The sequence below is a fragment of the Enterococcus sp. DIV0802b genome (genome assembly GCF_050543535.1).
Lineage (GTDB): Bacteria > Bacillota > Bacilli > Lactobacillales > Enterococcaceae > Enterococcus_D > Enterococcus_D entomosocium.
Window position 1 is genome coordinate 1,794,407 of sequence record NZ_CP172941.1, and the last position, 25,137, is coordinate 1,819,543.

The window sequence follows — 25,137 nt, forward strand, 5'->3', positions numbered from 1 at the left end:
TTGAAAGTAAGTAAATTTATGCTATATTATTAATGACGTTTGAAATTTGTTGAAACGAGGAAAAAGAATGAAATTAGCCGTTGTTACTGACAGTACAGCTTATCTGCCGGAACGGATCAAAAACCATGAAGATTTGTTTATCATACCGATCCCTGTTATTTTAGATGGAAAAGTCTACAATGAGGGCATCGACATTGAAGCTGATGAGTATTACGCTTTGTTGAAAAACAGCAAAGAATTCCCAACCACTTCTCAACCGGTATTAGGAGAAGTGTTAGCCTTATATGAGTCATTGAAAGATCGCGGTTACGACACGATCATTAGTATCCACTTATCAAGCGGTATCTCTGGATTTATCGGAACGCTTTATGGAATTACCGATGAAATCGAAGGCGTTCAAATCATTCCTTACGATTCGAAAATCACAAGTATGCCGATGGGGCACATGGTAGAAACCGCTCTTGATCTGTCAAGTCAAGGCAAAACCGTAGAAGAGATCATTTCCCATCTGGACACTATCAGAGACAATACCTATGCCTATTTGATCGTTGACGACTTGAATAACTTGGTTCGTGGCGGTCGCTTAACCAATGGAGCAGCCTTGATTGGCGGATTATTAAAAATCAAACCGATTTTGACCTTTGATCAAGGAAAAATTGTGCTTTACGAGCGCATTCGTTCCAGCAAAAAAGCATTCAATCGCGCGGAAGATATCATTGGTCAACGGGAGCAAGAAATCGCATTGCCTGTTAAATTTTATGTAATCCACGCCAATAATTTAGAAGTAGCGAAAGAAGAAAAAGCGAAGCTACAAGCGAAATACCCAAATGCAGAAATTGAGATTGGTCACTTCGGACCAGTTATCGGCACGCATTTAGGGGAAAAAGCCATTGGCATCGCTATTTCAGCGCAATAATTTTTATTTTTTCTATGTTTATTCACGCCATTATCTCCTCAAGACAATGTATGTAAGAATCAGTTAGACGTTCGTCTAGCTGGTTCTTTTTTCTGCTTTTTTGAGATTCGCTTGTAAAAAATCACACAAACTCGTACAATAGGATCAAAATGAAGGACTGGCAAAGGAGGAATTGCTATGAAGTGTTCCTTAAGAAGGTGGCAAATGAGCGATGCGCAAGATTTAGCCCATGCGTTAAATAATCAATCCATCCACGATTATTTACGGGAGGGGTTGCCATTCCCGTATACGGTCGCAGATGCACAAGCCTATATTCGATCTGTGGAAGAAGCAGAATTTGCCTTTGCAATCACTGTGGATGACCGAGCAGTCGGCAGTATCCGTGCTGTTCGCAAAGAAAATATCCATTATAGAACGGCTGAGATTGGCTACTCTATTGCACAAGAGTACTGGGGAAAAGGTTTGATGACACAAGCCGTTCAACAACTATGTGACTATATATTTACTACTTCAACTATCGTTCGTATTTCTGCTGAATCTTTTGCGAAGAATCATTCCTCTTGTCGTGTGTTGGAAAAGGCAGGTTTTACATTAGAAGGCGTTTTGCGAAAGCATGCGGAGAAAAACCATCAGCTGTTAGATATGAAACTCTATGCGTTGATTCGTCAAGAGGAAGACGGGCAGGATGACAACAATAAAAAAGGAGAAACCTATGAATGAACTGCAAAAGTTACCAAATGTAGGCCAAGTTTTAGCGGATCACCTGGTTCGTATCGGCATCAGTACCCCTGAACAATTGCGCACAAAAACGGCCGAAGCCATTTTTGTGACGATCCGCCAACAATGTGATGCGGGCGCTTGCCTCCATATGCTCTATGGTATTGAAGGGGCGATCCAAGGCATTCCCAAAGCCCAACTTGCAAGTCAGAGAAAGCAAGAATTGCGCCTTTTTTTCAATCAATTGAGCTAGTGAAGTAATGCGTCATAAAAAAGCACTTTTTAAGAGCGTTTGTTTTTAGATACTTCTTATCAAGTGCTTTTTCTATAGACATCTGTCCCTAGCTACTAGAAAAGACCTTTTGCTTGTCCCAAACTAGCTTCCTCATTATACTTACTCTATCTAGTAAATTAGTAATTTACTAAACAAGGAGTGAGAACAATGAAAATACCAGAAAACTTGAAACATAAGCCCGTCATTAAAGTGGAAGACTATGATACTGTTGACGGAAAAAATGCGTTACATACGGATGCAAAAGGCCTTTCCCTCGGATTGGCACAATGGAACGACCGGGGAAAAGTCGATATCTCAGGCAAGGTTTGGCGCCACACAGGTGAAAAATGGTCTCGTCAGTCAGAAGAACTACCGCTCACTAGAATCTTAGATCTAGCAATCTTAGTGGCGCAATCCAGTTTGTATTTTCAAGAGGCTTATCGCCATGAAAAGTTTTACGATCCTGAAAATCCGTTGATCGAGATCATTGGCTTACAAGGAAATCGTATGACCGTTGAAGTAGACACCGAAAATCCTAAGATCGATGAAGACATTCTACTTTTTTATGATTCCTTGCAAAAAGATGGCGAACTTTATGGTGAACGCTTCAAAATCCTAAAACGGCTTTTGGATGAGCTAGGTTATTAATAAAAGGAGCAGATTACCATGACACAAATTCAACCGTCTTTTGTCGTAACGAAAGGACGCGCTTTTAGCAAATTAGAACAAACAATGATTTGGAAGAAACCACAAAGTCATCAGACCAGTGCCGAAGAACTGCGAATCGCTTCAGAGATCGCGTTGAACTGGACGGATCCAGAAATGAAGATCTTCAATGTGTTGTTGGAAGGCGATGCTGGTTCCGGCAAGACCCAGTTGGCAAAGGCACTTTCTGCCGACCTGCAACTGCCCTACACCAAAATCACCTGCTTTGCGGATATGGATAAGTCAGATGTGTTTGGTGCTTTATTACCAGTGATCAACACCGACCAAGAAGAGGACAAGGACTTGCTGGATGCGATTTATCAAAGTGATTGTTTTGAAGATGTTTTGGGGTTGATCCAGCGGCATTTTTCCCTGACTCGTGAGCGGGCACGGGCGAAATTTGCAGAACTGATCGAACGAATCGAAACCAGTGATCAACAACCTACGATTCAATACAAATTTTATCCCTCCGAAATCGTACGGGCGCTGGAAAAAGGCTACTTGCTTGAGATTCAAGAGCCAACGGTCATTCGTGATGCTTCGGTACTAGTGGCACTAAACTCGGCCCTTGAACAAAATGGAATGCTGAATATCCCGACTGGCTTCGTCCGACGACACCCTGACTGTGTGGTGATCATCACAACGAATCGGAATTACCAAGGCAACCGCCCCTTGAACGAATCCTTGCGAGACCGGATGCAGCATGCTGAAAAAATGGATTTACCTGAGCTGGCAGTCATGGTGCAGCGAGGTATTGCCAAAACCAATTATCCAGACAAAACGACTGCGGAGAAAATGGCTGAGATCATACGCTTGCTAGACGTGACCGCCAAAGCCAATGCCATCAAAGGAGTGGCGGGCATGCGTTCCTATTTTTATTGGCTAAATGCAGTCAAGCAAGGACAAGATCCCTTTACAGCAATTGATAGCAAAGTGCTATACAAAATCACCACCGATCCGAATGAGCTTTCTCTTTTACAACAGGCGCTAGAAGCTTCAGGGTTATTGGCGCAATTGCGGCTTTTGTTTTCTGGACAACCGCTAAATGCCTTTAAAGAACAAATCAAAGGACGCCGAATCAGCAGCGAAGAGGCGGACCAGCGCAATGTAGTGGAAGAAGGCACGCCCGTCCTAAAAAATGAGCAAGTCCTTGAGACCGCCAATCAAGAAACTGAGGCGGAAACGATGGAAACCAGTGATTCTGACAAACAAGAAGCGAAAAGCGCAGCAACTGAGGCGACGTTTTCAGAAGAACTAGAACGCAATAGTCATGATGGCCAAGCAAAAGCTGGGAGTGAGGCACAAGAGGCAGCTCCTGCTGCTCATTCTTTGTCGATCGAAGCGTATGAAGCCCAGGAGAAAGAAAAGAAAACTACGGCATCAAAGGCAGCACGACAAGCATTGAAAGAATCAATCCATGCCAAAGAAGGGCTGATCGTTCATCGACCACCCGTCGATTTAGAAAAAGCGACTGAAGCCCAACAGCGTTTGCAGCCGTTGCTGCCGATCGTAGAGTCATTGATCAAGCAAACCCAAGAAGTATTGGAAAATGAACAAGCTTCGGCATACAGTAAAGGTAAGTACAACGGCACACGCTTTGATGCCAGCAAGGTTGCGTATCAAGATTTCCGGACCTTTGACAAGAAGAATCCACCTCATGAACAGCCTTCCTTAGCTCTTGCTTTGCGCATCGATGAATCGGGTTCGATGATTCGAGAAGATCGGATATTGTATGCGCAACAGGCGGTCTTAGCGGTGAATGCTTTTGCCGAACGTTTATCTTTGCCATTGATGATCTATGGCGATACAGCGGACGTGACCGCTCGTGAAAAAACCTCGCTTTTTGCTTACAAAGAATTTAATGAAGGCTTTGAATTTGTGCCAGAGAAACTCATGACAATGAAGCCTCGGCAAAATAACCGTGATGGGGCTGTCTTGCGCGTGCTAGCTGAAAAGCTCGCTCATCAGCCGGCAACCACTAAATTACTCTTGAATATCAGTGATGGCCAGCCAAAAGCTCTTCCTGATTATACAGGGGTAAAAGCCAAAGAAGATATTCAGCAGGTGATCGCTGACTATGAACGACAAGGGGTGCTGTTTCTGGCAGCTGCCATTGGCCAAGACAAAGAGGTGATCAAAGCGATTTATGGGGAAGAACGCTTTATTGATCTTTCCAATCTAACAGAATTTCCGCAGCGCTTGTTGCAGCTGCTGACAAGGTATTTGTAAACGTCGATAGCTAAAGGGAAAAGAGTGTGGGCTACGTGCCGCACTCTTTTTTGATCATAATTATATTATGTAAACAAGAAGATGTTTGTCTAAATTTGAAAAGTTCTGTAAAATAGACGCCAAAAGGAGGGATATCATGAACAAATGGCGGTACTTCTACTATCCTTGTCAATTCGGCTGGCACGCAGCACTTCGTAGGCGCAGTTTGCTGATGAGTGGGGTATTGGCGATTCTTCTACTGATCATTGCCATCTTTGCAAAGAATTGGCTAGTTTTTTTTTCGTCAATGGCTGCACTACGAAACAAATAGTGGTGAGAATCAGATGGATCTCACATATGCCAGTTGGCTTTTCTTTTTGCAATTGCTGCGCTTCGTACTTAGCATTCTAGCTATAGGATTGATCGCCGCCTTTTTATGGCACTGCAATCACATGTATCGTTTTCATTTGATGGGGGAGGAGCAGCAATCTCTGAGTATTCGGTTGTTGTTAGGACAGTCTCCGTTGGTGGTCACCTTAGAAGAGCTTTTCTTTGTAGGCATTCAAAGCATTGTTATTGGTTTGATAGGGCTTGTCAGCGGTTTGTGGCTTAGTCAAAAAGCACTGCAGGATTTTTTTCATTTCTTTCATCTTCCCGCAGGCTTTACTTTTGAATTTCCCTTTAAAGGTCTATTAATCACGCAACTTGGTGTGCTCTTGCTGCTTTTTTGTTACGATTCCGCGGTACAAAGAGGACGGTTGAAGAGATTCTCGGTAACGGATGCCCGAATGAGTGAGGGGATGATAGGTTGCTTTTATTTCCCTCTTTTAAAATGCGAACATATGTTTTATAATAGGTGAAACAAGATAAAGGTCGTGAATTTGTGAAGACATCCTTAACTTTAGAAATGGAAGAGGCACTTTATTATTATTGTCGTGAAAACAGTGATATTGTGGTAGAAGAGGTAGTCATGCCAGATGATCACGGCATCGTGGATACTTTGAGTTGTCGCTTGACGACTGAAAATACATTTGAATGGCGTTGCTACGAACTCAAAGTTAGTTTGGCAGATTTTCGCTCAAAAGCAAAACTATCCTTTATTGGGAATTATAATTATTTTGTCTTACCCAAGTCATTGTATGAAAAAGTCAAAGATCAGATTGCACCTACAATTGGTGTTTTGGTCTATCATGCATTTCTTGAAAAAGAAACGGGCAGCAAAGGGTATTTCAGTGTCGAAAAGAAACCCCAACGGCAAGAGCTGCAGGTTCCAGAAAATGGCTTATTGTTTCGGTTGATTTCGGCACAAGCGAGAGAAGTCGGCAAAGCAAAACAGACTGCTCGAGGATTGCGGGTATTTTCAACAGAACGTTTGTACCAAGAACTGAAGAAACGTCAGCCTGAGTATGACTTGTTCGGTGGTGGAGTCAATTACTATGATCGATTTATTGAAGATACTCAGCTGCAAGCGATCGAAGCCTTGAAAGAAGAATTGGCCGCTACGAGAGCAGCCTATGAAGCGCTGGAAAAACGTTTTTTATCAGGCGAGTAAGAAGGAGAGAAGAAGATGTACTTCCCTTATATTCGTGGAAAACAATTTGATTTATTGGCATTGAAAGCACTGTTGGAACAAGATCGCTTGTCAGAAGCGATCCAGCCGATCATTGAACCGGTCAAGCAATCAAAAACGTTTTGGACGACCATTGACCTGTTTCAAAGGAAGCAGCATCCTTTTTATCTTGTTCGCAATCCACAGGCTGGGGCTTTTCTGACTGCAGAGGGGTTAGCAGAGTTGCAAAATGTTGCTGCCCCTAAAGCAATGATCGTAGATCGACCCATTGAAACAGTGGAAGAAACGCCTGATCTTTGGATCGTTCATCAAGCGGACCCAGCACTCGCTAGTGATTGGCGGGAAAATACACTGCCGGTGCTGGTAGGCAAAGAGTTTCGTTTGTTAAATAAAATCAACGGCCCGAAACTACTGATGGAAGATCCGTTTACACGTTTACCTAAAAATAGTTTTTATACAGAATGTCCGGACGAAGGGTTTTCAAAAACCCATCATCTTTATCAAAAATTGGGTTATGCTGGGTTTAGTGATTTTTCTGTCGATAGCAAAATTTATTATGAGCACAGTTATCCCTCAAAGCGGTTGGTTTTGCATTGGATCTATCCGACAACTGAGCAAGATTTGCGAATCGTTCACTTATTTTCTGAGGAAGAATTACCAAATCAGAAAGAAAAATTTTTCGAAGTCATGGAAGCTTTGTTACAGCATGAAGAAGAGTATCCTACACAAACAGCTGGGCTGCAGCTATTAATTGCTGCCTATCAGCAAAGGTCGTTTCCAGGTATGGGCGTTATTCGGAAAGCTGCGGTTATGAATCACTTGGAACTCGTCAGTCGTCTTATTTAGTCTCTATACGTATACGATGGTAAGCTCTAACAAAATACTGCCATTTATTGTACAAAACACCTTGATTGCACCCATTGTTTTCAGGATAGTGATAAAATCAGGGAAAAGGAGTTGGCGCTCGTGGGAACAAAAGATAGAGAATATTATCGAAATGAAGGAAAAGAATTTGAAAAAAATAAGAAAAACCTGCTTATTCGACGTTTAAATCAACTAATCATTGTTTTGGTCGTTTTGATCATTGTCTTTTCGGCGATCCTGTATTACATAGTTTGAAACTTTCCGTAGCTGTCATTGCTTTATTAGCAGCAACAAAAAGAAAATTGTACTTAGATGACTGTGATCCCTTGATTAGGACTCGCTATGGGAATTGGATCCGTTTAGGTGAAAACTGAACGCAACTCAACTTTTCTTGTTTATCGTTGCTGGTTTGCCTGTGATCAAGATTCCCATTAGGCTATTTAGTTAGCACAAATTTGGCTGGGTTATGTACGAATCACTACTGATAAAATCGTGAACAGCGATTCATTAAGCGCTGAGTGATTCATTGAGATTGGCTAGCAGTTGCAAGCAATGTTTGAATTCAAAGATTAAAGGATCAACAAGATCAAATACAGACAAAGGTACAGATATAATTTGTCAATTGATTTTCTTGTCAGTCGTAAAATAAACAAAAATCTTAAACTATCGCTTAAATAACCGTTTTTTTGGATTATGCTGCTATTTAGGTTAATTTGAAGGAAATAATCATGAATAAGAGAGAGGAGAGTCGCACAATTACTAGCTAAATACGGTGTTTAAAAAATTTTTTATTTTAGTTTACATAATATATATTATACAAAGTTACATTCAAAAAAGGGTTCGTGCCATTCTAAATAGTTCAAGACAATTTTGTATCATTTTACCTCCCTCCGAATGACTTTTATCAGTAGATTGTCGCTAATGCACCTAAAATTCAATTAAAACTAAGAATTTCTTGTTTTACATGTTCTTCAGATTCTTTTTTTGATTTGCTGATTAACAGATTGATAACTGTCTGGTAGCAAGTACTTGCGGATTCGTCGTCCTACGTTATCTCAGCAAATACAGATTCAAGCTATCAGCCTTAGCCTTGATTTACGAACCAATCGGTTTGATTGTATGCTATAATCATTTTGAAAATCTTTGAGCTTTTTTCTCGAACTTTATTCATATATAGCCAATCCGTTTCAAAGTTCTAACACTAGTGCTTAGATGTTGCAAATGCTAACAAATACCCGTTACATGATTCTATAAAAAAGAACCCTAAAATCAGGTAGATAACTTAGGATATTTCGTTGGCAAGTAAAATCAAACCAGCAGCTATCCAGAAGCTTATTTTTCCATTTCGTTGACTGGTGAACGGACTTTGCTTCAAATTGCCACTGTCAGGATGAAATACATAATCATGCTGAATGATATGAGCAAAATAATTTCTACCCCTAAGCCTAACCATAATCGCTCATTGTTTATTATTGTCATTTTGTCACCTCAACTCATTTTAGGCAGACTACTGATTTGCCTAGTCTGCAGCTTGTTTTTCCATTTGTGTAATTAATACCCGATAAAAGCAATTTCATAAGTATGGCTGACAATTCCTAATAAGGAGAATAAAAATGAAAACGAATAAGCAATGAAAGCTAGCCTTTTTACCAAAACTATGGGCGTCACTCCTCTACTTGCTTTTTGTGTTCACAGCCCTTTTCCTCTATTTATCAAAGTACTTGGACATTTCTTTCTTTACTTCGAGGTATGCTGACTTTTATCTTCATATCTCCAATTTTTCGATTAGTTTGATTATTGGCTTACTGGGGTACTTTTGGCTTCTTGTAGGTGCGCCATTTAAAGCCGTCACGCTATTGACCCTGCTTTTGCTCATTGCCAATCTATTGAGTGAGACTGTCTTCGGCTTTATGAACACCCCTGATCGAATCGATTTACTTTTTGGTATTGCAGGAACGCTCATCGCATATTTTACTTTGGCAATGATCAAAAGACACGGTTTAGTCAAGAATCAATCGTTTTGATTTAAACAGTCATGACTTCTCCTTATATGATCCCCTCGTTACTTAGGTCTAACCTATTTTTTGGGGAAAAGAAACACCTTGCTGCAGTTATTTAGCCGAAAAAAAGCACTCCCTTTATTGAGTGCTTTTTTTGCGTTTCCATTGGCGATACTTTCGTATGGCTAGTCACTTGGCAGCCAATACAATGGACTTAGCTGTAGATTTTCCCAATACGGGTTGTGAAAACCTATCAAATAGTGCAAAGCTAAATACCCGAAAATCATAAAGCCAAATGACAAAGTCACGATCCGTCCCCAACGTGGTATTTCTTTGATAAATAAACCTAGCATACATATCAATAAGGGAAACGAATAATTAAACAGTAAATTACTTCTAATATTTTGGTTCAGAGGATCCTTCATTATTTTGTCATTTAAGCCCCAACTTATGCCGACGATCACAAACATAAGCGCCAGAATAGTCAATCGTTTGCGATCAAAAAGCCACTGTTCTTTATCTTTCCTACTTGCAAAGTAGATCGTAAGCAGGACCACGATTAATCCAGACATACTATTCTCCTTTTTCGCCAGCTATTTTCCAAATCGTTCATCGTCGCTTCAGGATAAATTATAACAGATATAGTGCAAAAAAACGATACCCACCACTAGCCCCTTGTTTGATGCCCTTTTTAGATGTTTCATAGAAGAATCAGAAATTTAAAAATCTGTTCGCTTTACAAAAGAGAACGTATGTTTGTATTATATAGATAAGAGGTGATTGCTATGGGTATGCTACAACCATATGAAGATCGAAAAAAGCTAAAGTGGCAAGGATTCTTTTTATCTGAGCATACAACTGAAATTGAAGAGGAACCGACACGTAAGTTTGATTGTCCACCTAAGCCGTCACTCACAACGGAAGAAATCAATCAGTGTTTATTTGAAGCCATGAAAAAGAACCTAACTGTGGCGATCCAACGAGAAGAAGTTAATGAAGAAGGCGGCTATCCTCCAGATATTATCGGGAAAATCAGCGGTTATGACCCATTAGGTATTTATTTGACGGGAGAAACAACGGAAAAAATCCATTATGATGAGATTCGTCACGTTGCTTTTTATGAAGAGAAAAAATGGTTTGATCTCAACGAATGATCCGCTTTTTACTACTTACTAAAGGAGGAATACCTGATGGAAACACAAAAAGGATCTGTCTCAAAAATAAGAATCGTCTCCTTTGCCCCCTCCCCTTTGGTCCGCTTTACACTAGGTACCACCAACTGTTTGATTGCGAAACACAGTTTGAATTTTTTAGGGGATGTTGATGACGGTATGTTTCTAACCGTGGGCGGCTATTGGAATAAGCGCCGTCAATTCGTGGTGCAAAAGTATACGGTGTACGGCAAAACGAAAATCATGTTGGATATCGATGCCTATCGACAAAAAACAGTAAAGGCGGGTTCATTATGAGAGCAAGAGACCTCTTGACAGCACTGACAACGTCGTCGAGTGCAGCAGATTACCAAGGAATTTATTTAACTTACAAAGAAAACCTGATTCCTTTTACGACGATCGCCCAAGATAGCCATAACCAATTGATTTTATTTTTTGAACCAAAAAAACCCGCTCTGACGCTGAAAGAATTATATACACAGCTAATGCTGCATAAGAATTTGGACTTACTCTATTGGGATGGCGAGTCACGTCAAAAAGTTCTAGGGTTTCGTGAACAAGAAGAAAAGATCATTCTTTAGTCCCCTCGCCTATTTTTGGCACACAACAAGTGTCGAAAATCTCGGCAAAACGAAGAAAATAAAGTATACTTTGTGTAAAGACTAAAGGAGTATATCATGAAAAATCAAAAGATCACCCAAATGAGTTTCGCGAAAGTCTATCCCCTATATATTGCCAAAGCAGAGCGGAAAAATCGAACAAAAGAAGAAGTGGATCAGATTATTACCTGGCTGACCGGTTATGACCAAGAAACGCTGCAACAGATGAATGAAGAGCTTTCTTTTGAACGTTTTTTTAGTCAAGCCCCTCAGCTCAATCCCGCACGAAAGCAGATCACTGGTGTCATTTGCGGCATTCGGGTAGAAGAGATCGAAGAGCCAATGGTCCAAGAAATTCGTTATCTAGATAAACTGATCGATGAACTGGCGAAAGGAAAAGCCATGACGAAAATTCTGCGCTCTGCTGAATGAGGCGATTTTTTTCGAGTTGCTATTTAAGAATCAACGCTTTATACTTGAAATACCTTGGCAGGGGCAAATCATTGCTCAAAACACAGTGGGAAAACACCCCACTGTGTTTTTTTATACTGACTTTCTTGACGGTAGCTTTCAACCAGACAGGCGTTCTTAGCTTAGTTCAACCATTTAGCATGTAGTGCCCAGTGGAATTGGCCGCCTTTTCGTGAAAACACAAGGACATTGTCTACGTCCCTCTTCTTTACTCAACAAGACTCTCTTAACACGTACAAAAAAGCACTCCTCTTAAAGAAAGGAGTGCTAACTTTTACTTTTTCAATTCTTTGATCTGTTCTTTTCGCTTCAAATACGCCAGTTCTTTTTCCATTTTACGATAGCGGGCGAAAGCTTCTTCTGAAAGTTCACCGGCAGCAATGGCCGCTTTGACCGCGCATTTCGGTTCTGTTTCATGACGACAGTCTCTGAAAAAACAACCTTCAGCATACTGGCTGATCGCTTCAAAGGATTGGTCGATCGAAGCTGACCGGACGGTACTGATGCCAACTTCCCGCATGCCAGGAGTATCAATGATCATTGCGCCAGAGGACAGAGTGAACAACTGGCGACTCGTCGTCGTGTGTCGTCCTCGACTATCCTCTCGTATGTCATTGGTTTTTTGAACGTCTTGCGCCATAAGCTGATTTAATAAGCTGGACTTTCCGACCCCAGATGAACCGATAAATGCGCTGATCTGTCCGTCAGAAAAATACGTTTCCATCAGCAATTCGTTTGGTTCAAAAATGGACGTAGCAAATGTTTTCACACCAAATGCATCGTTTAATGCTTGCAGCAGCTCTGCTTTTTTATCAGCAGTAACTTGATCGGCTTTGGTCAAGAGAATCACCGGATTAGCCCCACTGTCCCAAGCGATCGTTACAAAGCGCTCTAACCGAGCCAAATTGAATTCTTCATTGGCACTAGTTGCAATAAAAACTGTGTCGATGTTCGCCGCAATGCCTTGCTCGTCCGTGCGATTTCCAGCTACTTTTCGTTGTAAAAAACTTTTTCGTGGCAGCAAAGCATCAATCAAGAAATGATCTTGATCGTACACCTGTCCTTGTACAAAATCACCAACAATCGGATAATCCTTTGGCGCTAGTGCCTGTTGGCGAAATTTTCCTGAAACCGTTGCTAAACATTCTTCTCCTGTGGTCAAGCGGACTTTTGCAATATCTTTGGCCTGAAAGACCACAATTCCTTGTTTTTCCATGATTTCCCTCCAGTTAGTTAGGAGGCCGCACTTAAAAAGAGAAACCTCCGAGTTGATGTTGCTTCATTTGATTTGTCATAAGACATTTCCCCTTTCTATGTTGTGCTCATCATGTGATGTCGCTTTATTATACCACCGGAACGGACAGTATGCTAAAGCAAATGACCCAAAAGAACATTTACTGAAACGAAGTAGATAAACAAGCCGGCGATATCTTTGATCGATGTGATGATCGGTGCCGAACCGGCTGCTTGGTCGATGTTTAGTTTAATCAGTACAAACGGGACTAAGAAGCCAAGTGCTGCGGCTAAGGTCATGGCAAAAACTAACGAAATACCAACAGCCACACCTAACATCGGGATTCCTTGCCAAAGTGATGCAGCAGCCCCAGAGATGACCCCTACGATCAAACCTAGACTTAAGCCGATCCAAACTTCTTTAAAGAAATGGCGAGTGAAGGTCGAAAGATCAATATGCCCTAATGACATCCCGCGAACAAAAACAGTTGAGGACTGTGTACCAACGTTTCCACCCATATCCATGATCAAAGGGATAAAAATCGCAACGGCTGCCACCGATTCCAATGTTTGTTCAAATTCATCAATGACTACCCCAGCTAAAAGACCGGCAACCAAAGTGATCACTAGGAACGGCAATCGGACTTTCCAAATTTGCCAAAGGGTGCCGTTGATCAGAACGTTACTACGGTCTGCTTCATTAGAAGCAACATCGACTAAACCAGCGGCATTAAACATGTCTTCTGTCGTTTCTTGCTCGATGACATCGATGGCGTCATCGACAGTGATGATCCCAACGATTCGCGATTCCTTGTCTACGACTGGTAGCGCAATGATATCTAGTTCATTTAGCAAACGTGCCGCTTCTTCCTGGTCCGTGTCCGTGGTAACATAAATAACTTTTTGGGACATGATTTCACTGATGAGTTGATCCCCTTGCGCCATTAAGAGATCTTTCAGCGACAAAACACCTTCTAATGTTTTCGTTTGATCAGTAACATAAAGCGTATAAATCGTTTCTTTTTCTTTGGCTTGCATTCGCACTTTTTCTAACGCTTGATTGACCGTCATATTTTTTTTCAATGTGATGAATTCCGGTGTCATCAAACGTCCAGCAGTCTCAGCCTCATACCCTAATAAGAGGTTTGTTGCAGCACGTTCATCCGGTGCCATTGATTGTAAAAGTTTTTGTGTTACGGTCGCTGGCAACTCATCCAAGAGTCTTACTCGGACATCTGGTGCCATTTCGTTCACAAACTCGGTTGCCCGTTCATCGGTGAAAGAGCGTAATAAGTGTTGTTGTGTAGCTGGTGTCAAATCTTCAAACAGGATAAGTGCTTTATCTTTCGGTAATAGTCGGAAAACGATCACTTTTTCATCCGCGGATAAATTGCTGAACAATTGTAACAGCGGCAGCTCTTCCATTCCTGATACGAGTTCTTTTAATTTTTCAGAGTCTTTCTGATTTAAATAATGTAAGATGGTTTCTTGCTGGTTCATGGGATACACTCCTTCTCCTGTAATTTTGCTCAAAGAAAGAAAGGAAATCGTTCAGAAAATTGTCCAGATTTCTTTCGTTTGAAGGTTGCGTGCTATACAGCTGAAATTTCGTTCCGCAGCTGGAGATGCCTGTTATTAAAACAAGCATCAAAGGGAAATAGCAACAACTTTATTCATTATATCACATAGTTTTTTTAAAACATGAAAAATTTGACTTGCAAATAAAAAAAAACATTCAGGCATGTTCCCTTGGTAAAGAAAGTGGGTTAAGAACATTTGAGATCAAAAAGCAAAAGAAACCTGAAAGTTCTGTAAAACGCTCCATGCAAATGGTATGATGAATGGGTTGCAGTTTTTTTACTCCCCGTTTATGCTAACTATACATCAATGAAAAGAGAGGCAAAAAAAGATGGCAAAGAAAAAAACATTTATCGGATCGGTCACTGCGCTTCTCGCACTCGCAGCAGTCGGATTTAGTCTCCTACACAGTAATGATCTATTCCCAAATCACAAAACACCATCATCAGAAGTGGCAATCACTTCTGCTAAGGATATTCGTGCAGATGAGCTGGCACAGTTAACTTACCAAGGCACCCAAACGATTGAAGTCAATCAGAACATTCCTGAGTTTTCAGAAGATGATCTTTCCCTTGAAAATGGCGCCTGGGAAGCATACGGCGACCTCGATCACCTCAATCGTGCGACCTCTGCTGAAGCAATGTTGAATCAATCCTTGATGCCCACGGAAAAGCGTGGCGATATTTCCAGTGTGAAACCGACAGGTTGGCGTAATAAACAGCTCCCCAATGGGAAATATTTATATAATCGAACCCACTTGATTGGCTTTGCTTTAGCTGGCGAAAATGCAAACTGGAAGAATCTGATCACAGGGACAAGTCAGTTGAACAATCCCGAGATGTTGCGCTTAGAAATGGATATCAACTATTATCTCAAGCAAGATAAAAATCATTATGTCCGATATTCCGTCACCCCGATCTATCGCGATGACGAGCTGGTTGCCCGTGGGGTACAGATGCAAGCCCAATCTATTGGCGAGGATACGATCCAATTCAACTATTATATCTTCAACATCCAAGATGGTGTCACAATCAACTATGCGGATGGTAGCAGCGAGATTTCCAACGAAGATATGACGCAGCCGGAGAATGCTACAAGTAGTGAAAACAACACGACAACAGCCACTTCTCAAAGCAGTGAAACAGAGGAAAAACAGAAAGAATATGTCGATCAACAAGGAAACGGTTTGATCAAAGGATCAAGAAGCGGCATCTATCATTTGCCCGGATCTAAATACTACGAGGATACTACCAACCCGAAAGAATGGTTCAAAACCATCGCTGAAGCGGAAGCTGCCGGCTACCGTGCACCAAAATAAAAAAGCCTTAGGCTTTTTTATTTTGGTTTTATTTATTCTTCGTTGGCTTATGCTTGTCGCAACACTTTGACATAGGCCTTCCCTTCGTCTGTAAAACGAACCGAACGTGACTTAAAGCGATAAGCTCGGTAAATCAGGCCTCTTTTTTCAAGACGCAATAAATGACGATAAACCAAAGAAGTTGTTTTTATCTCTTCATTGGCACAGATTTCTCGTATGGTAGGTGAGCAACCTTGAGCTTGCATATATTCGTCAATAAAAAGTAAGATTCGATCTTTTCTCGGCATAATTCCTCCTTTCCGCAAAACAGTCTTCACTGCTGCAAATTCGTAAAAACCGATAAGCTACTGCCTCGTCAGCTTTTTGTCCAATTAATACACTGAAAATCTATTGTTTCTCCCTCTTTTCCCATTCTTCCAACGAGTTAAAGTTCCTTTTAAACGCTGGAATTTTCCCCTTAACGAGAAAAACATCGGCAAGCAGCGCTCTTTGTTATTGATTTTATCAAATTTAACAGCAAAAAATAGTAAATTTGAAAATTATTTTCCTTTTTATTGACGTAAAAATAAATAAAGGTATTATTTTTTCTTGGAATTTGTTATTCTAAATTTAAGTAAAGGAGGATTTTATGTTAGGGATCGGCTTATTTTTTGTAGGAATTACTTTGATAATCAACGGCTGGGGAAGTTTACTTCACATTGACTATCGTTCACTTGCTTTAATTAATCTTTTTACAGGTTCGTTATCTTTCATTATCAATCTAATCTATATGCTTCAAGGCGCTTATTATGAAGCAGGCACTGGCTTTCTCTTTGCTTTACGTATTTATTGGTAGGGATCATTTACCTTTTTGATTTAGATCTACGTATTTATGGGGTTTTTGCGCTATTCGTAGCCATCAATACCTTGCCTTTTGCCTGGGTTTCTTGGCGATGGGAGCAAGATCCCCTTTTTGCACTGATTTGGTTAACATGGGGAGCGTTATGGTTTTGCGGCTTTTTGGATACGATCGTGAAGGTAAACTTCGGTCGTAAAATTCATTATTTTGCGATCGCTTGCGGTGTCTTCACTACGTGGGTCCCAGGTTTGCTGATGCTATTAGATCTCTATTAAACAATAGTGATTATCTCAATGATAATCACTATTGTTTATTTCTAAAAAGTGTTCAATCTCCTGCATCGCTTTCTGAGGACCATTTGTCGGGAAATGCTTCTTTAGCTGGCAGGCTTGTTGTCGGATTTTCGGTAAACAAACCTCAGTCAGGGCAACTTCTAGCTTTTTCACAGTTACTGGTTTTGTTAGTGCAATTGCATTGCCATACGCCACGCAGTACTGAATATTGCAGCTTTGCTCATAGTGCATCCCGATTCCGATAAACGGCTTCCCAGAGGCACAAGCTGTTTGAACAGTCCCTTCCCCACCATGGATAAAAGAAAAATCGATATGCTCATGCAATAGATGACTTGGCAGATATTCGGTCAGGAACAAATTCTCTGAGACGTTGTGTTTCCCCTTGAGTAGATGCGTAACCGGAGCAATGATCGCTAGTTCCGGACGGTTTTGTAAGAAAGCTAAGATTTTTCGCACCATGCGCGGATTACCCGAACTGCCCATTGCAAAATAAACGATTCGTTTTCTTTCCCGCCGCTTTTGTTCAATAAAAGTCAACACTTCTTCTGGCAAGGACGCCCCCATCTTGGCAAAAATCGGCCCCACGATTCGATAATTATCTGGCAGCAGCTCTTTTGTTATAAAGCGTTCAGGAGTGGTGATGAGATTTAAATCAGCGTCCATCATTCGTAAGCTCGTTTCAGGCATAGAAAGTTTTTCTGTTTGGGCAGCGTGTTTGAATGCTCGGGGCATCCAGCGGGATTTTACCAATTGTTTTCTTGTCCAATACCAAAGTGGTTTCCTTAACGGTCCGAAGAAACGCAAACTAGAAGGGATAAACGCGCTATCTGATCGAAAAAAGGGATCACTCATCGCATAGGGTTTTACGTAGACTAAGGGAATCTGTTTGCTGCGAGCAGATAGAAAGATCGTGACATTCGATCCAGTTACAATCACCTGAGGAGCAAGCTTGTCGACCAGTTTTTTTTCGCTCAGAATACGCGCAGCAACCATCTCTTTGGTGAAGGGATTTTTGAATGAGCGCAGTTGATCTAATTTTATGATCTGTTCCTCTTGTTTTTCTGTAAGAGTCGGCGTCAATAAATGGTACGTAAAACCACTTTCAATGATAAGTGAAGCAAAGGTCTTTGAAAAACCAAAGAACTCACAGTGGTGATTTCCTTGCATTTGTTTAGCGACTTCGATCATCCGTGTCGTTTCAGCCAAGTTGAATACCGCAGGTGCAAAAAGAATCATTGGCATGCAATCCTCCTCATGTATCGAGTCCATCCACTCGTTTCTTTCAAGTATACTAAAAGAGCGCATACTTAGGAGAAGTTTTTTGCAGACCTTCTCGTTCATCTTTTTACATTGTTTAACTAAAAATTTGCTATAATAAAGAAAACCTTTCAAGGAGTAAACCAATGCGAAAAAAAATATCTTCCTTGCGGCTTAGTATATTCTCACGCGGGCTCATTCTCTTTGCTTTCTTTTTCTTGATTCAACAATTTTGGGAAATGGTTGTTTCTGACTTTGCACTTTTGCCTTCGCTGGCATTCATCCAAATTCTCTTGATGATCCTTTCAACCGTTCTCATTAGCAAGTTTGTTAAAAAACGCTCGTGGCGGCAAGTGCTTTTTGGCAGCTACCTATTCATCATCGGCTCGCTATTTTCTTTCTGGCTAGCAAATAATCCATTGGAGCTGCAAGCAGTCATTCTTTATATGATAGGCGCTTTTTTTGGCGGCATTCTTTGGGAGTATTTGGCACAGCGCTTGGCAACAGATCTACTGGCAAAAGATCATAAACCTCGTTAACAGAGGTTTTTTTCTTTTTCTGATAGAAAAGGCAAAAATTCTTCGTATACAGTGTGAAGGGGTGAAGAAGGTGCAGGATGAAGAAATCATTGAACGAATCAAAAAGAAAGACTATGCCGGCTTAGAAGAACTGTTAGCTGTTTATGGTGATAGCATGCTGAGGACGATTCATAGTGTCCTCTCCCAACCGCATGAAATGAGCGAGCGCCAAGATGTAGCGAACGAAGTTTTTTATGAGGTTTGGCAAAAGATTGCTGCGTATCAACCTGACAGAAGCCGCTTGATTACTTGGCTGCTTTTGATCAGTCGTAGTCGTGCGATTGACCACAAGCGGAAGTTGAACAAGCGCTCATTGGAAGAAAAACCTGTTGATGAGCAGGAACTAGCTATTGAAGAATCACCTTTAACAAAGGAAACCTTTTTGGGCTTTATTGAAGACCTTGAAGCCCTTGATCAAAGGATCTTTCTGCTCTACTATTTTTACCAAGAGTCACCCGAAACCATCGCAGAACAGACGGACTTAAATGTCTCAGCAATCTACAATCGTCTTTCCCGTGGCCGCAAACGCTTAAAAGAAAGGATGACTATCGATGGATTTTAAACAGTTAGTCTTAAATGAAAATAAATCACTGATAAAAGTAACTGAACAAGAAAAAGCAACAACCTTCGAGCTGTCCAAACAATATGTTTTCTTGCAAGATCTATTAGAGGAGCTTCGGACGCTTTTAGCAAAAGACGAAACGATTCTTGGCTATCTGCCTTTGACGCCAGATGGAAACCTCGCCTTCGCCAACCAAGGGCTTGGCGCCTATGCGTATGCAACAACTGAGAAAGCAAAAGCATACCGTGACATCTTTCATGATACCCGCGGCAATCGTTTGTTGGTTTTCACAGAAACCCGAATGCTTTTTCTGGTCATCATCGACTATTTAGAAAGCAACACCTATTTCAGTTACCCCTATGAGAACATCAAAGCCTTCACCATCAAGCCAAGAAAGCTGATGAAGCACGAATCACCAGAGGATAAAGAACAATTCCATTGGGGCTATTTCGACTTTCAAGCGGGGACGCACATTTTCTCAGAAGTGCTGACAAAAAAAGACTACGAGTTATTTACGTCCTATCATGAATCGATCCCTGCACTCAAGAAAATTCCGATTCAAAACAAAATTTACCGAGCAGCGAAATATCAGTATTTCTTGAGTAATTGGCATTTCAGTTTTCGCTTAATGACCATTTTCAACATGCTCTTCCTGCTGCTGTTTGTATTACTGATTCTCGGATTTTTCTTACACTTTGGGCCACTGAAAGGATTTTATTATAAGGATCTATTGGACATAGGTATGGTCATTTCCCTTTTGTATAGTAAGAACATCTTGCCATAAAAAAAGACTGCCGTTCCTTCCTAATCATTTCTTTGATATCAATTGAATAAAGCACCAGATTTTCTACGGAAGAGCACCTCTTGCAGGATTCAAGTGAAAACGAATGCTGCAAGAGGTGCTTTTTTGTCTCGGACTATTGGGACATTCCTAACCGCCCGTTTTTTCATTTCCTTTTGAAATTCTCAGATTTCTTGTGAACTTTTCAGAAGACTCCACTCATAATTTCATACATGCCTAATGAGATTATTTTTTCATTCACGCTTGCTTTTTAGGAAGAAACGTTATGATGATTTTACTTGCTAGGAGGTGTGAAAAATCGAACTTATCGGACATTTGGTCTTTTGGATCCCGTTTTGTCTTTTTCTAGTGATTGGATCGTTTTTCATACAATGGCGGAAACGTTTCGTTTCAACCCTTATTGCAGCGATCCCGTTTCTCTTTTTTATGGTAAAAATATTCAATTATCGGCACTATGAGCCAGATTCTATTTTCATCATCTATTTGGTCGGACTCTTCTTGTCATCGATCTTACTGATTGTTGCTGTCCGTCGGCTTTCAAAAAAAGCCTAAACCTAGGGTTACTAGAAAACAAAGACATTGCTTAAATGAAACCCAGCCTAACTTTAAGGTTCATTTAAGGTTCACGGACTATAGTCAATACGGACATAATAATTTAGAGCCTGTGCTAGCGGAAACTAGCGCAGGCTTGTTTGTTTATTTATAGAAAATAGGACAAATCGCTAGCAGGTGTGGGGTAGGCAAAAATCATTTGTGCCAGTGCTTCTTTCGATAGCTGATTTTCCAACACAAAAACGAAGTGGTTGATCAACTCATCCGCCAATGCAGAAAAAATCGTGACAGCAACGATTGTATCAAATGTGTCATAAACCAATTTGATTTTTGCCTCTTGATCATTGATTCGTCGATAGGTATACCAAGAAGAAAGATCTATCACCTCACTATGATATTCTGAGGCATTATCGGCAATCTCTTGCTCACTGATCCCGACTCTTGCCAGTTTTTCCGCACCAAAAACTAGTGTAGGGATCAGTGGATAGCGGATGGGCGTTTTCTGGTCATCTATATGCTCGACAAGATAGGCGGCTTCAAAGCTAGCAACAGGCGTCAGTTTTGGCTGCTTTTTCGCTAGCACATCTCCGATTGCGTAGATGTGTGTTTGACTAGTCTGCAAAAACTCATTTACAACGATCCCTTGTTTTGACGTTTCTACCCCTGCCTTTTCCAGTTGCAGCTGATCGCTATTGGGTCTGCGTCCCGTGGCACCAATCACTGCTTCTACGGTGAGAGACAACGCTTGTGTCTGAATTGTATAGTGGTTTTGTTCTTTCATGATTCGCTGTGTGTTCTGGTTAAAGTGAAACGAAACACCTTGGTCCTGCATTGAACGAACCATTTCTGCGGTCAATTCAGCATCAAATCCTTTTAGTGGCTGGTCATTATGATGAATCACATGAACTTCAGCACCTGCTGCTTGAGCGATCATCGCCAATTCGAAGGTAATATATCCAGCACCTATGAAAGCAATCGTTGCTGGCATCTTTTCAAAGGAAAGAAAATCAGTACTGTTTTGTAAATGCTCCTTGCCGACGATTGGTAGTACGGCTGGACGCTGTCCTGTCGCAATGATTATTTTTTCTGCTTGAATCTCTTCGGCGTCCACGACGACCGTATGGGCATCACGAAAAGCGGCTTGTCCGTAGTAAGTAGTGATTCCTTCTGCTAGTAACCCTTGTTTGGTTGACTCCGGCACACGATCAGTATACGAGCGCTTAAACGCCATCAGTGCCGGCCAATCAATGGCTACCTGCCCTTGAACGCCATTGCCTTGCATACGTTTCGCCTCTGTTTTGACTTCTACGCCTCGCATCAGTAGTTTTTTCGGATCGCACCCGCGATTGGGGCACGTGCCACCCCATAAATCAGCTTCGACGATCGCCACTGTCTTTCCTTTGGCTTTTAACCCGTAGGCAGCAGCCGTACCAGCTGGACCCGCTCCGATAATCAGTACATCCACCTTTTTCATCTGTCTCCTCCTTCTCTTAAAAAAATCCTGCTCTTTCTCTTCCCTTCAAGTATAGCGAATCACGGTCAGCCCACAAAACAATTCGCCTTTAAAGGCTCCTGCGAATGATCACAATCATCCCTTAAAATTGCGTTTGATATGGTATACTTTTCTTGTCAGTTTAACGACAAAGGAGAATGAATGACTGTGAGTTTTAAACGTTTTTTTCAGCTCTTTCTTTTTTATTTCCTCTCGATTCTGGTGGCCTATGGCCTGATTGCGTTTCTAGCAGTAGATAACTTTTGGCTGGTCGTCTGTTTGATGACAATTGTCGGCTATCTCACCTTGGGTATCCCACTAACCTTATTGAGTTTAAAGAAGAAAAAATAAGACAACAGACAAAGACACCAGCAACTTCTCTAAGAAGCTGGTGTCTTTCCACATTGATGCGATTATCCTAATACAATCTGGGCATCTGCCAATGCTTTTTCCACTACTTCCATCACCAGCTTGCTATGTGCAAGGCGTTCCTTGACAAAGGCATGATCATTTTCGTGAATGGCTTGTGCAAAACGGGCAAATTCTTCAAACATACGATGTCCGTGAACGCTTTGATCCTGATGGCTTTTTGCCCCATTGACCGGTTCAACGTCATAGCTGGCAAGCATATTCGTCGGTCCATTGACGATGATCGATCCTTTCGTCCCTTGGATCGTTGAGCGAATCGTCGCTGTCGAATCTTTGGCGCCAATACAAACGACTTTTGTTTGTTCATAGTCTAAAAACAGCATGCCAGAAGTATCGATCCCCTCTTCGACATTAGCAAAATAGCGGACACTTTTAGGTTTTCCTAAAAGCCCGACCACAAAATGAATATTATAGATATTGATATCCATCAATGCCCCACCACCCATTTTTGGGTTAAATGCAGGTAAAACGATTCCCTCTTTGAATGAATCATAACGAGAAGAATATTGCGAATAGTTGCATTCAATCACTTTCAGCTCTCCCAATGTTTCAAGCTGCGCTTTTATTCCTTGGTAGTTGGCTAAGTACTGATTCGTGATGGCTTCCATCAAAAGCACCCCATGGGCAGCAGCCAATTCTGTTAATTCTACTAATTCTCGTGTCTGCAACGTAAATGGCTTTTCACAAATGACGTGTTTGCCAGCGAGGATCGCTTCTTTGGCAAAGGAAAAATGCAAATGATTGGGCAATGCGACATACACGGTGTCAACGAAGGGATCCGCCAAACATGACCCTAACTCTGTATAGACGGTTTGAATCCCGTATTGCTGTTTTAAGTGATTCATTTTCTCTAAATCATTTTCTGTCCCAAAAATAGCGGACAGTTCAAGCTGCGGGACATCCCCTGCCACCGTCAAAAAATCATGGACGATCATGCCTGCCCCTAAAATCGCTAAGTTCATCTTGCTTCCCCTTTTCTATCTTCTTAGATCATTTGTTTCAATACCTCGGTGATCACTTTATGATCCTCTAAATGGGCCAAACCTGACACACAGATAGCACCAGTGACTTCTCTATCTTCGATAATTGGAAAACCACCACCACAAACTGCATAATGTTCGTCTTGTGCCCATTTAGCAAATTGTATATCTCTATCTTTTTGCGCATAGACGTATAGTGAACTATGCCCGCTTTCTAGTACCGTTCGTTCTTTTCTTTCAAGCCAAGGGCTTTCTTTTCGCCCTGCCATTAAAAATCGAATGATCGGCAAGCCATGATGAACAACTTTGATCCCTACAGGCTTCGGATAGTTCCTTTTAACGTACTGATCAATGGCAATTACCAATCGCAATGCGAGCTCATTGTCAAAATGAGCAAACTGCAGCTGCTGTTCTTCTTGCAGGATTTCTGAAGATTCGATTCGTATCTACTCCTTTACGATGAGTCAGTTGATGCCTTCAGGCGCTTTGTTTGTCAAAAGCCTCGTAATCACTCTGCCTTATGACTCAGTGATCATTTGATTGATGCCTGTTTCTAGCATTTCGATTTGTAAAATCGTTTCTTCGTCTTTCACGATTTTCTCTTTGCCATTGATGATCGTTTCATAGACGCCCTCGTACACACGGCTATAATCACCAATTTCAGAGATGACTTTTTCTTCATGGTAGTCACCGTTAGCATCCATATAAGTTAGTGTGCCATAGTGTTCCGGTAAATCGATCCCAAAATCGGCATGATCCGGGAGATAAAACTGTTTTAGATGCTCTTCTTGTCGATCCTTCGTTTGTTTAACAAAAACGCCGTTTTCACCATAAACGACGAAACTAGGCCGTTCTTTTAATCGGAAGTAACTAGATTTGACTGAGACTTTCATTCGACCATAAAACAGATCCAAATCGAAGTAATCATTCATGCGATTTTTTCCAAGCAATTGCCGAACCTCATAATGGACATCGTCTGGTTGCCCAAAATAGGAGATCACTTGATCCAGTGTATGACAAGCGTGTCCATACAAGTAGCTAGTATTCAGTGAAAATTCGGTCACTGACCGTGGAATCTCTGGGCGAAAATAATCATAATGCATCTCTACTTCTAAGAGATCTCCGAGCACGCCGCTTTCGATCACTTTTTGCGTGGTCAAAAAATCGGAATCAAAGCGGCGATTTTGATAGCATTGCACAAACAAGCCTTTCTCCTGCGCCAGTGCGAACAATTCCTTTGCTTGTGCCGAAGTTTCCGTAAAAGGTTTTTCGATCAAGACATTTTTCCCATGGAGCAAGACATCCTTGCCTAATTTATAATGCAAATGACTAGGGGTCGTGACCACAACTAATTGAATTTCAGGATCACGGTAAATATCCTCTAAGTTAGAGGTGTAATGAACGTCTTCCAGTGTTGGCCAGGTCAGCTTGCCGCTTGGAGAATAGATCGTCTTTACTTTGATCTTATCCTGTAGCTTGGTTGAAAAAGGCAGATGGTAGCGATTGGTGCTTTTTCCGTTTCCGAGATATGCGATAGTTAACATTGTAACGCCTCCTATGAATTGATAGCTTGATTATTGATGAAATCCTTCGAAATGGGAAGTCTTTTGCCAAAAACAGGTTCTTTTGACCAGACTTTTTCGCAAACTGCTGAGTGGTTCTGAACATTTTTACCAAATTGCCAATAAGGCGCAGTTTTTGCTTTTGGTTTTCTTTGTCCTAGGCTATG

At 41.3% G+C, this 25,137-nt stretch carries 30 protein-coding genes and 1 pseudogene; 22 read left to right on the top strand and 9 right to left on the bottom strand.

All coding sequences use genetic code 11. The features are described 5' to 3' along the window. Positions 1 to 67: 67 nt before the first annotated feature. From IGJ12_RS08515 to IGJ12_RS08565, 11 genes are all read left to right on the top strand, one after another. Positions 68 to 916, top strand: coding sequence for a DegV family protein (locus tag IGJ12_RS08515; RefSeq protein ID WP_005235946.1), 849 nt, complete (start codon positions 68 to 70; stop codon positions 914 to 916). A 177-nt stretch (positions 917 to 1,093) separates the two neighbouring features. After that, a complete protein-coding gene (locus IGJ12_RS08520; protein ID WP_005235945.1) occupies positions 1,094 to 1,636 on the top strand; it encodes a GNAT family N-acetyltransferase in 543 nt (180 codons plus the stop codon). Further along, on the top strand, positions 1,629 to 1,886 hold the full coding sequence (locus IGJ12_RS08525; protein ID WP_005235943.1) for a TfoX/Sxy family DNA transformation protein: 258 nt from the start codon (positions 1,629 to 1,631) through the stop codon (positions 1,884 to 1,886). The genes IGJ12_RS08520 and IGJ12_RS08525 overlap by 8 nt, the downstream gene beginning before the upstream one ends. A 189-nt stretch (positions 1,887 to 2,075) precedes the next feature. Beyond that, positions 2,076 to 2,555 (top strand): DUF6530 family protein, encoded by a 480-nt coding sequence (locus IGJ12_RS08530; protein ID WP_005235941.1) that lies wholly within the window; start codon positions 2,076 to 2,078, stop codon positions 2,553 to 2,555. A gap of 18 nt (positions 2,556 to 2,573) precedes the next feature. Beyond that, positions 2,574 to 4,841 (top strand): AAA family ATPase, encoded by a 2,268-nt coding sequence (locus tag IGJ12_RS08535; protein ID WP_430619571.1) that lies wholly within the window; start codon positions 2,574 to 2,576, stop codon positions 4,839 to 4,841. A gap of 136 nt (positions 4,842 to 4,977) precedes the next feature. Then, positions 4,978 to 5,151 carry a hypothetical protein gene (locus IGJ12_RS08540; protein WP_254907404.1) on the top strand — a complete coding sequence of 58 codons (174 nt, stop codon included), beginning with the start codon at positions 4,978 to 4,980 and terminating at the stop codon, positions 5,149 to 5,151. Between the two features lie 13 nt (positions 5,152 to 5,164). After that, a complete protein-coding gene (locus tag IGJ12_RS08545; RefSeq protein ID WP_430619572.1) occupies positions 5,165 to 5,680 on the top strand; it encodes a hypothetical protein in 516 nt (171 codons plus the stop codon). Positions 5,681 to 5,703: 23 nt separating this feature from the next. Then, positions 5,704 to 6,372: a hypothetical protein gene (locus IGJ12_RS08550; protein ID WP_008379910.1), complete on the top strand. Its 669-nt coding sequence runs from the start codon at positions 5,704 to 5,706 to the stop codon at positions 6,370 to 6,372. Between the two features lie 15 nt (positions 6,373 to 6,387). Further along, positions 6,388 to 7,236 (top strand): sce7725 family protein, encoded by an 849-nt coding sequence (locus IGJ12_RS08555; RefSeq protein ID WP_016611778.1) that lies wholly within the window; start codon positions 6,388 to 6,390, stop codon positions 7,234 to 7,236. Positions 7,237 to 7,356: 120 nt separating this feature from the next. Next, the gene (locus IGJ12_RS08560; protein WP_008379912.1) at positions 7,357 to 7,509 is read left to right on the top strand and encodes a hypothetical protein; all 153 of its coding nucleotides are present in this window, start codon (positions 7,357 to 7,359) and stop codon (positions 7,507 to 7,509) included. Between the two features lie 1,421 nt (positions 7,510 to 8,930). Further along, positions 8,931 to 9,278, top strand: coding sequence for a hypothetical protein (locus IGJ12_RS08565; protein ID WP_301388650.1), 348 nt, complete (start codon positions 8,931 to 8,933; stop codon positions 9,276 to 9,278). Positions 9,279 to 9,439: 161 nt separating this feature from the next. Here IGJ12_RS08565 and IGJ12_RS08570 read toward each other — a convergent pair whose 3' ends face one another. Continuing rightward, positions 9,440 to 9,826 carry a hypothetical protein gene (locus IGJ12_RS08570; RefSeq protein WP_016620132.1) on the bottom strand — a complete coding sequence of 129 codons (387 nt, stop codon included), beginning with the start codon at positions 9,824 to 9,826 and terminating at the stop codon, positions 9,440 to 9,442. A 213-nt stretch (positions 9,827 to 10,039) separates the two neighbouring features. Here IGJ12_RS08570 and IGJ12_RS08575 point away from each other — a divergent pair, with 213 nt between their 5' ends. The 4 genes from IGJ12_RS08575 (at position 10,040) to IGJ12_RS08590 (ending at position 11,457) form a co-directional block, all read left to right on the top strand. Continuing rightward, on the top strand, positions 10,040 to 10,408 hold the full coding sequence (locus tag IGJ12_RS08575) for a hypothetical protein (protein WP_016611785.1): 369 nt from the start codon (positions 10,040 to 10,042) through the stop codon (positions 10,406 to 10,408). 36 nt (positions 10,409 to 10,444) lie between these two features. Then, positions 10,445 to 10,723 carry a hypothetical protein gene (locus IGJ12_RS08580; RefSeq protein ID WP_016611786.1) on the top strand — a complete coding sequence of 93 codons (279 nt, stop codon included), beginning with the start codon at positions 10,445 to 10,447 and terminating at the stop codon, positions 10,721 to 10,723. Further along, the gene (locus tag IGJ12_RS08585) at positions 10,720 to 11,007 is read left to right on the top strand and encodes a hypothetical protein (protein ID WP_005226077.1); all 288 of its coding nucleotides are present in this window, start codon (positions 10,720 to 10,722) and stop codon (positions 11,005 to 11,007) included. The genes IGJ12_RS08580 and IGJ12_RS08585 overlap by 4 nt, the downstream gene beginning before the upstream one ends. A gap of 96 nt (positions 11,008 to 11,103) precedes the next feature. Then, the gene (locus IGJ12_RS08590) at positions 11,104 to 11,457 is read left to right on the top strand and encodes a DUF2200 domain-containing protein (RefSeq protein WP_005235929.1); all 354 of its coding nucleotides are present in this window, start codon (positions 11,104 to 11,106) and stop codon (positions 11,455 to 11,457) included. Positions 11,458 to 11,770: 313 nt separating this feature from the next. Here IGJ12_RS08590 and rsgA read toward each other — a convergent pair whose 3' ends face one another. After that, positions 11,771 to 12,712, bottom strand: coding sequence for a ribosome small subunit-dependent GTPase A (rsgA, locus tag IGJ12_RS08595; RefSeq protein ID WP_016611787.1), 942 nt, complete (start codon positions 12,710 to 12,712; stop codon positions 11,771 to 11,773). Positions 12,713 to 12,864: 152 nt separating this feature from the next. Then, positions 12,865 to 14,229: a magnesium transporter gene (gene mgtE, locus IGJ12_RS08600; RefSeq protein ID WP_016611788.1), complete on the bottom strand. Its 1,365-nt coding sequence runs from the start codon at positions 14,227 to 14,229 to the stop codon at positions 12,865 to 12,867. Between the two features lie 409 nt (positions 14,230 to 14,638). On the opposite strand from mgtE, the gene IGJ12_RS08605 reads away from it, so the two are divergent. Further along, positions 14,639 to 15,625 carry a DNA/RNA non-specific endonuclease gene (locus IGJ12_RS08605; protein WP_016611790.1) on the top strand — a complete coding sequence of 329 codons (987 nt, stop codon included), beginning with the start codon at positions 14,639 to 14,641 and terminating at the stop codon, positions 15,623 to 15,625. A 47-nt stretch (positions 15,626 to 15,672) separates the two neighbouring features. Here the strand turns inward: IGJ12_RS08605 and IGJ12_RS08610 are convergent, their stop codons facing one another. Beyond that, positions 15,673 to 15,912, bottom strand: coding sequence for a LexA family protein (locus IGJ12_RS08610; RefSeq protein ID WP_430619573.1), 240 nt, complete (start codon positions 15,910 to 15,912; stop codon positions 15,673 to 15,675). A 341-nt stretch (positions 15,913 to 16,253) separates the two neighbouring features. Here IGJ12_RS08610 and IGJ12_RS08615 point away from each other — a divergent pair. Further along, positions 16,254 to 16,738 (top strand): annotated as a pseudogene (locus IGJ12_RS08615) (AmiS/UreI family transporter). Between the two features lie 15 nt (positions 16,739 to 16,753). On the opposite strand, the gene IGJ12_RS08620 reads toward IGJ12_RS08615, so the two are convergent. Beyond that, positions 16,754 to 17,998 (bottom strand): glycosyltransferase, encoded by a 1,245-nt coding sequence (locus IGJ12_RS08620; protein ID WP_430619574.1) that lies wholly within the window; start codon positions 17,996 to 17,998, stop codon positions 16,754 to 16,756. Positions 17,999 to 18,159: 161 nt separating this feature from the next. Between IGJ12_RS08620 and IGJ12_RS08625 the strand changes: the two genes are divergently transcribed. From IGJ12_RS08625 to IGJ12_RS08640, 4 genes are all read left to right on the top strand, one after another. Then, positions 18,160 to 18,552, top strand: coding sequence for a hypothetical protein (locus IGJ12_RS08625; RefSeq protein ID WP_430619575.1), 393 nt, complete (start codon positions 18,160 to 18,162; stop codon positions 18,550 to 18,552). A gap of 61 nt (positions 18,553 to 18,613) precedes the next feature. Next, complete coding sequence (locus tag IGJ12_RS08630) at positions 18,614 to 19,153, top strand: sigma-70 family RNA polymerase sigma factor (protein WP_430619576.1); 540 nt, start codon at positions 18,614 to 18,616, stop codon at positions 19,151 to 19,153. Beyond that, the gene (locus tag IGJ12_RS08635) at positions 19,143 to 19,937 is read left to right on the top strand and encodes a hypothetical protein (RefSeq protein ID WP_430619577.1); all 795 of its coding nucleotides are present in this window, start codon (positions 19,143 to 19,145) and stop codon (positions 19,935 to 19,937) included. The genes IGJ12_RS08630 and IGJ12_RS08635 overlap by 11 nt, the downstream gene beginning before the upstream one ends. Positions 19,938 to 20,245: 308 nt before the next feature. Continuing rightward, positions 20,246 to 20,413 (top strand): hypothetical protein, encoded by a 168-nt coding sequence (locus IGJ12_RS08640; RefSeq protein ID WP_005235914.1) that lies wholly within the window; start codon positions 20,246 to 20,248, stop codon positions 20,411 to 20,413. Positions 20,414 to 20,655: 242 nt separating this feature from the next. Here IGJ12_RS08640 and IGJ12_RS08645 read toward each other — a convergent pair whose 3' ends face one another. Further along, positions 20,656 to 21,981 carry a dihydrolipoyl dehydrogenase family protein gene (locus tag IGJ12_RS08645; RefSeq protein WP_061054186.1) on the bottom strand — a complete coding sequence of 442 codons (1,326 nt, stop codon included), beginning with the start codon at positions 21,979 to 21,981 and terminating at the stop codon, positions 20,656 to 20,658. Between the two features lie 180 nt (positions 21,982 to 22,161). Between IGJ12_RS08645 and IGJ12_RS08650 the strand changes: the two genes are divergently transcribed. Beyond that, on the top strand, positions 22,162 to 22,350 hold the full coding sequence (locus IGJ12_RS08650; RefSeq protein ID WP_005226063.1) for a hypothetical protein: 189 nt from the start codon (positions 22,162 to 22,164) through the stop codon (positions 22,348 to 22,350). 62 nt (positions 22,351 to 22,412) lie between these two features. Here IGJ12_RS08650 and IGJ12_RS08655 read toward each other — a convergent pair whose 3' ends face one another. The 3 genes from IGJ12_RS08655 to IGJ12_RS08665 all read right to left on the bottom strand — a co-directional run bounded on the left by IGJ12_RS08655 (position 22,413) and on the right by IGJ12_RS08665 (position 24,952). Continuing rightward, positions 22,413 to 23,390, bottom strand: a complete 978-nt coding sequence (locus IGJ12_RS08655; protein WP_061054187.1) for a Gfo/Idh/MocA family protein — start codon at positions 23,388 to 23,390, stop codon at positions 22,413 to 22,415. Between the two features lie 23 nt (positions 23,391 to 23,413). Then, entirely contained in the window at positions 23,414 to 23,854 is a 441-nt protein-coding gene (locus IGJ12_RS08660) for a heme-binding protein (protein WP_430619587.1), read from the bottom strand. A 72-nt stretch (positions 23,855 to 23,926) separates the two neighbouring features. Beyond that, positions 23,927 to 24,952, bottom strand: coding sequence for a Gfo/Idh/MocA family oxidoreductase (locus IGJ12_RS08665; protein WP_005235906.1), 1,026 nt, complete (start codon positions 24,950 to 24,952; stop codon positions 23,927 to 23,929). Positions 24,953 to 25,137: the final 185 nt, after the last annotated feature.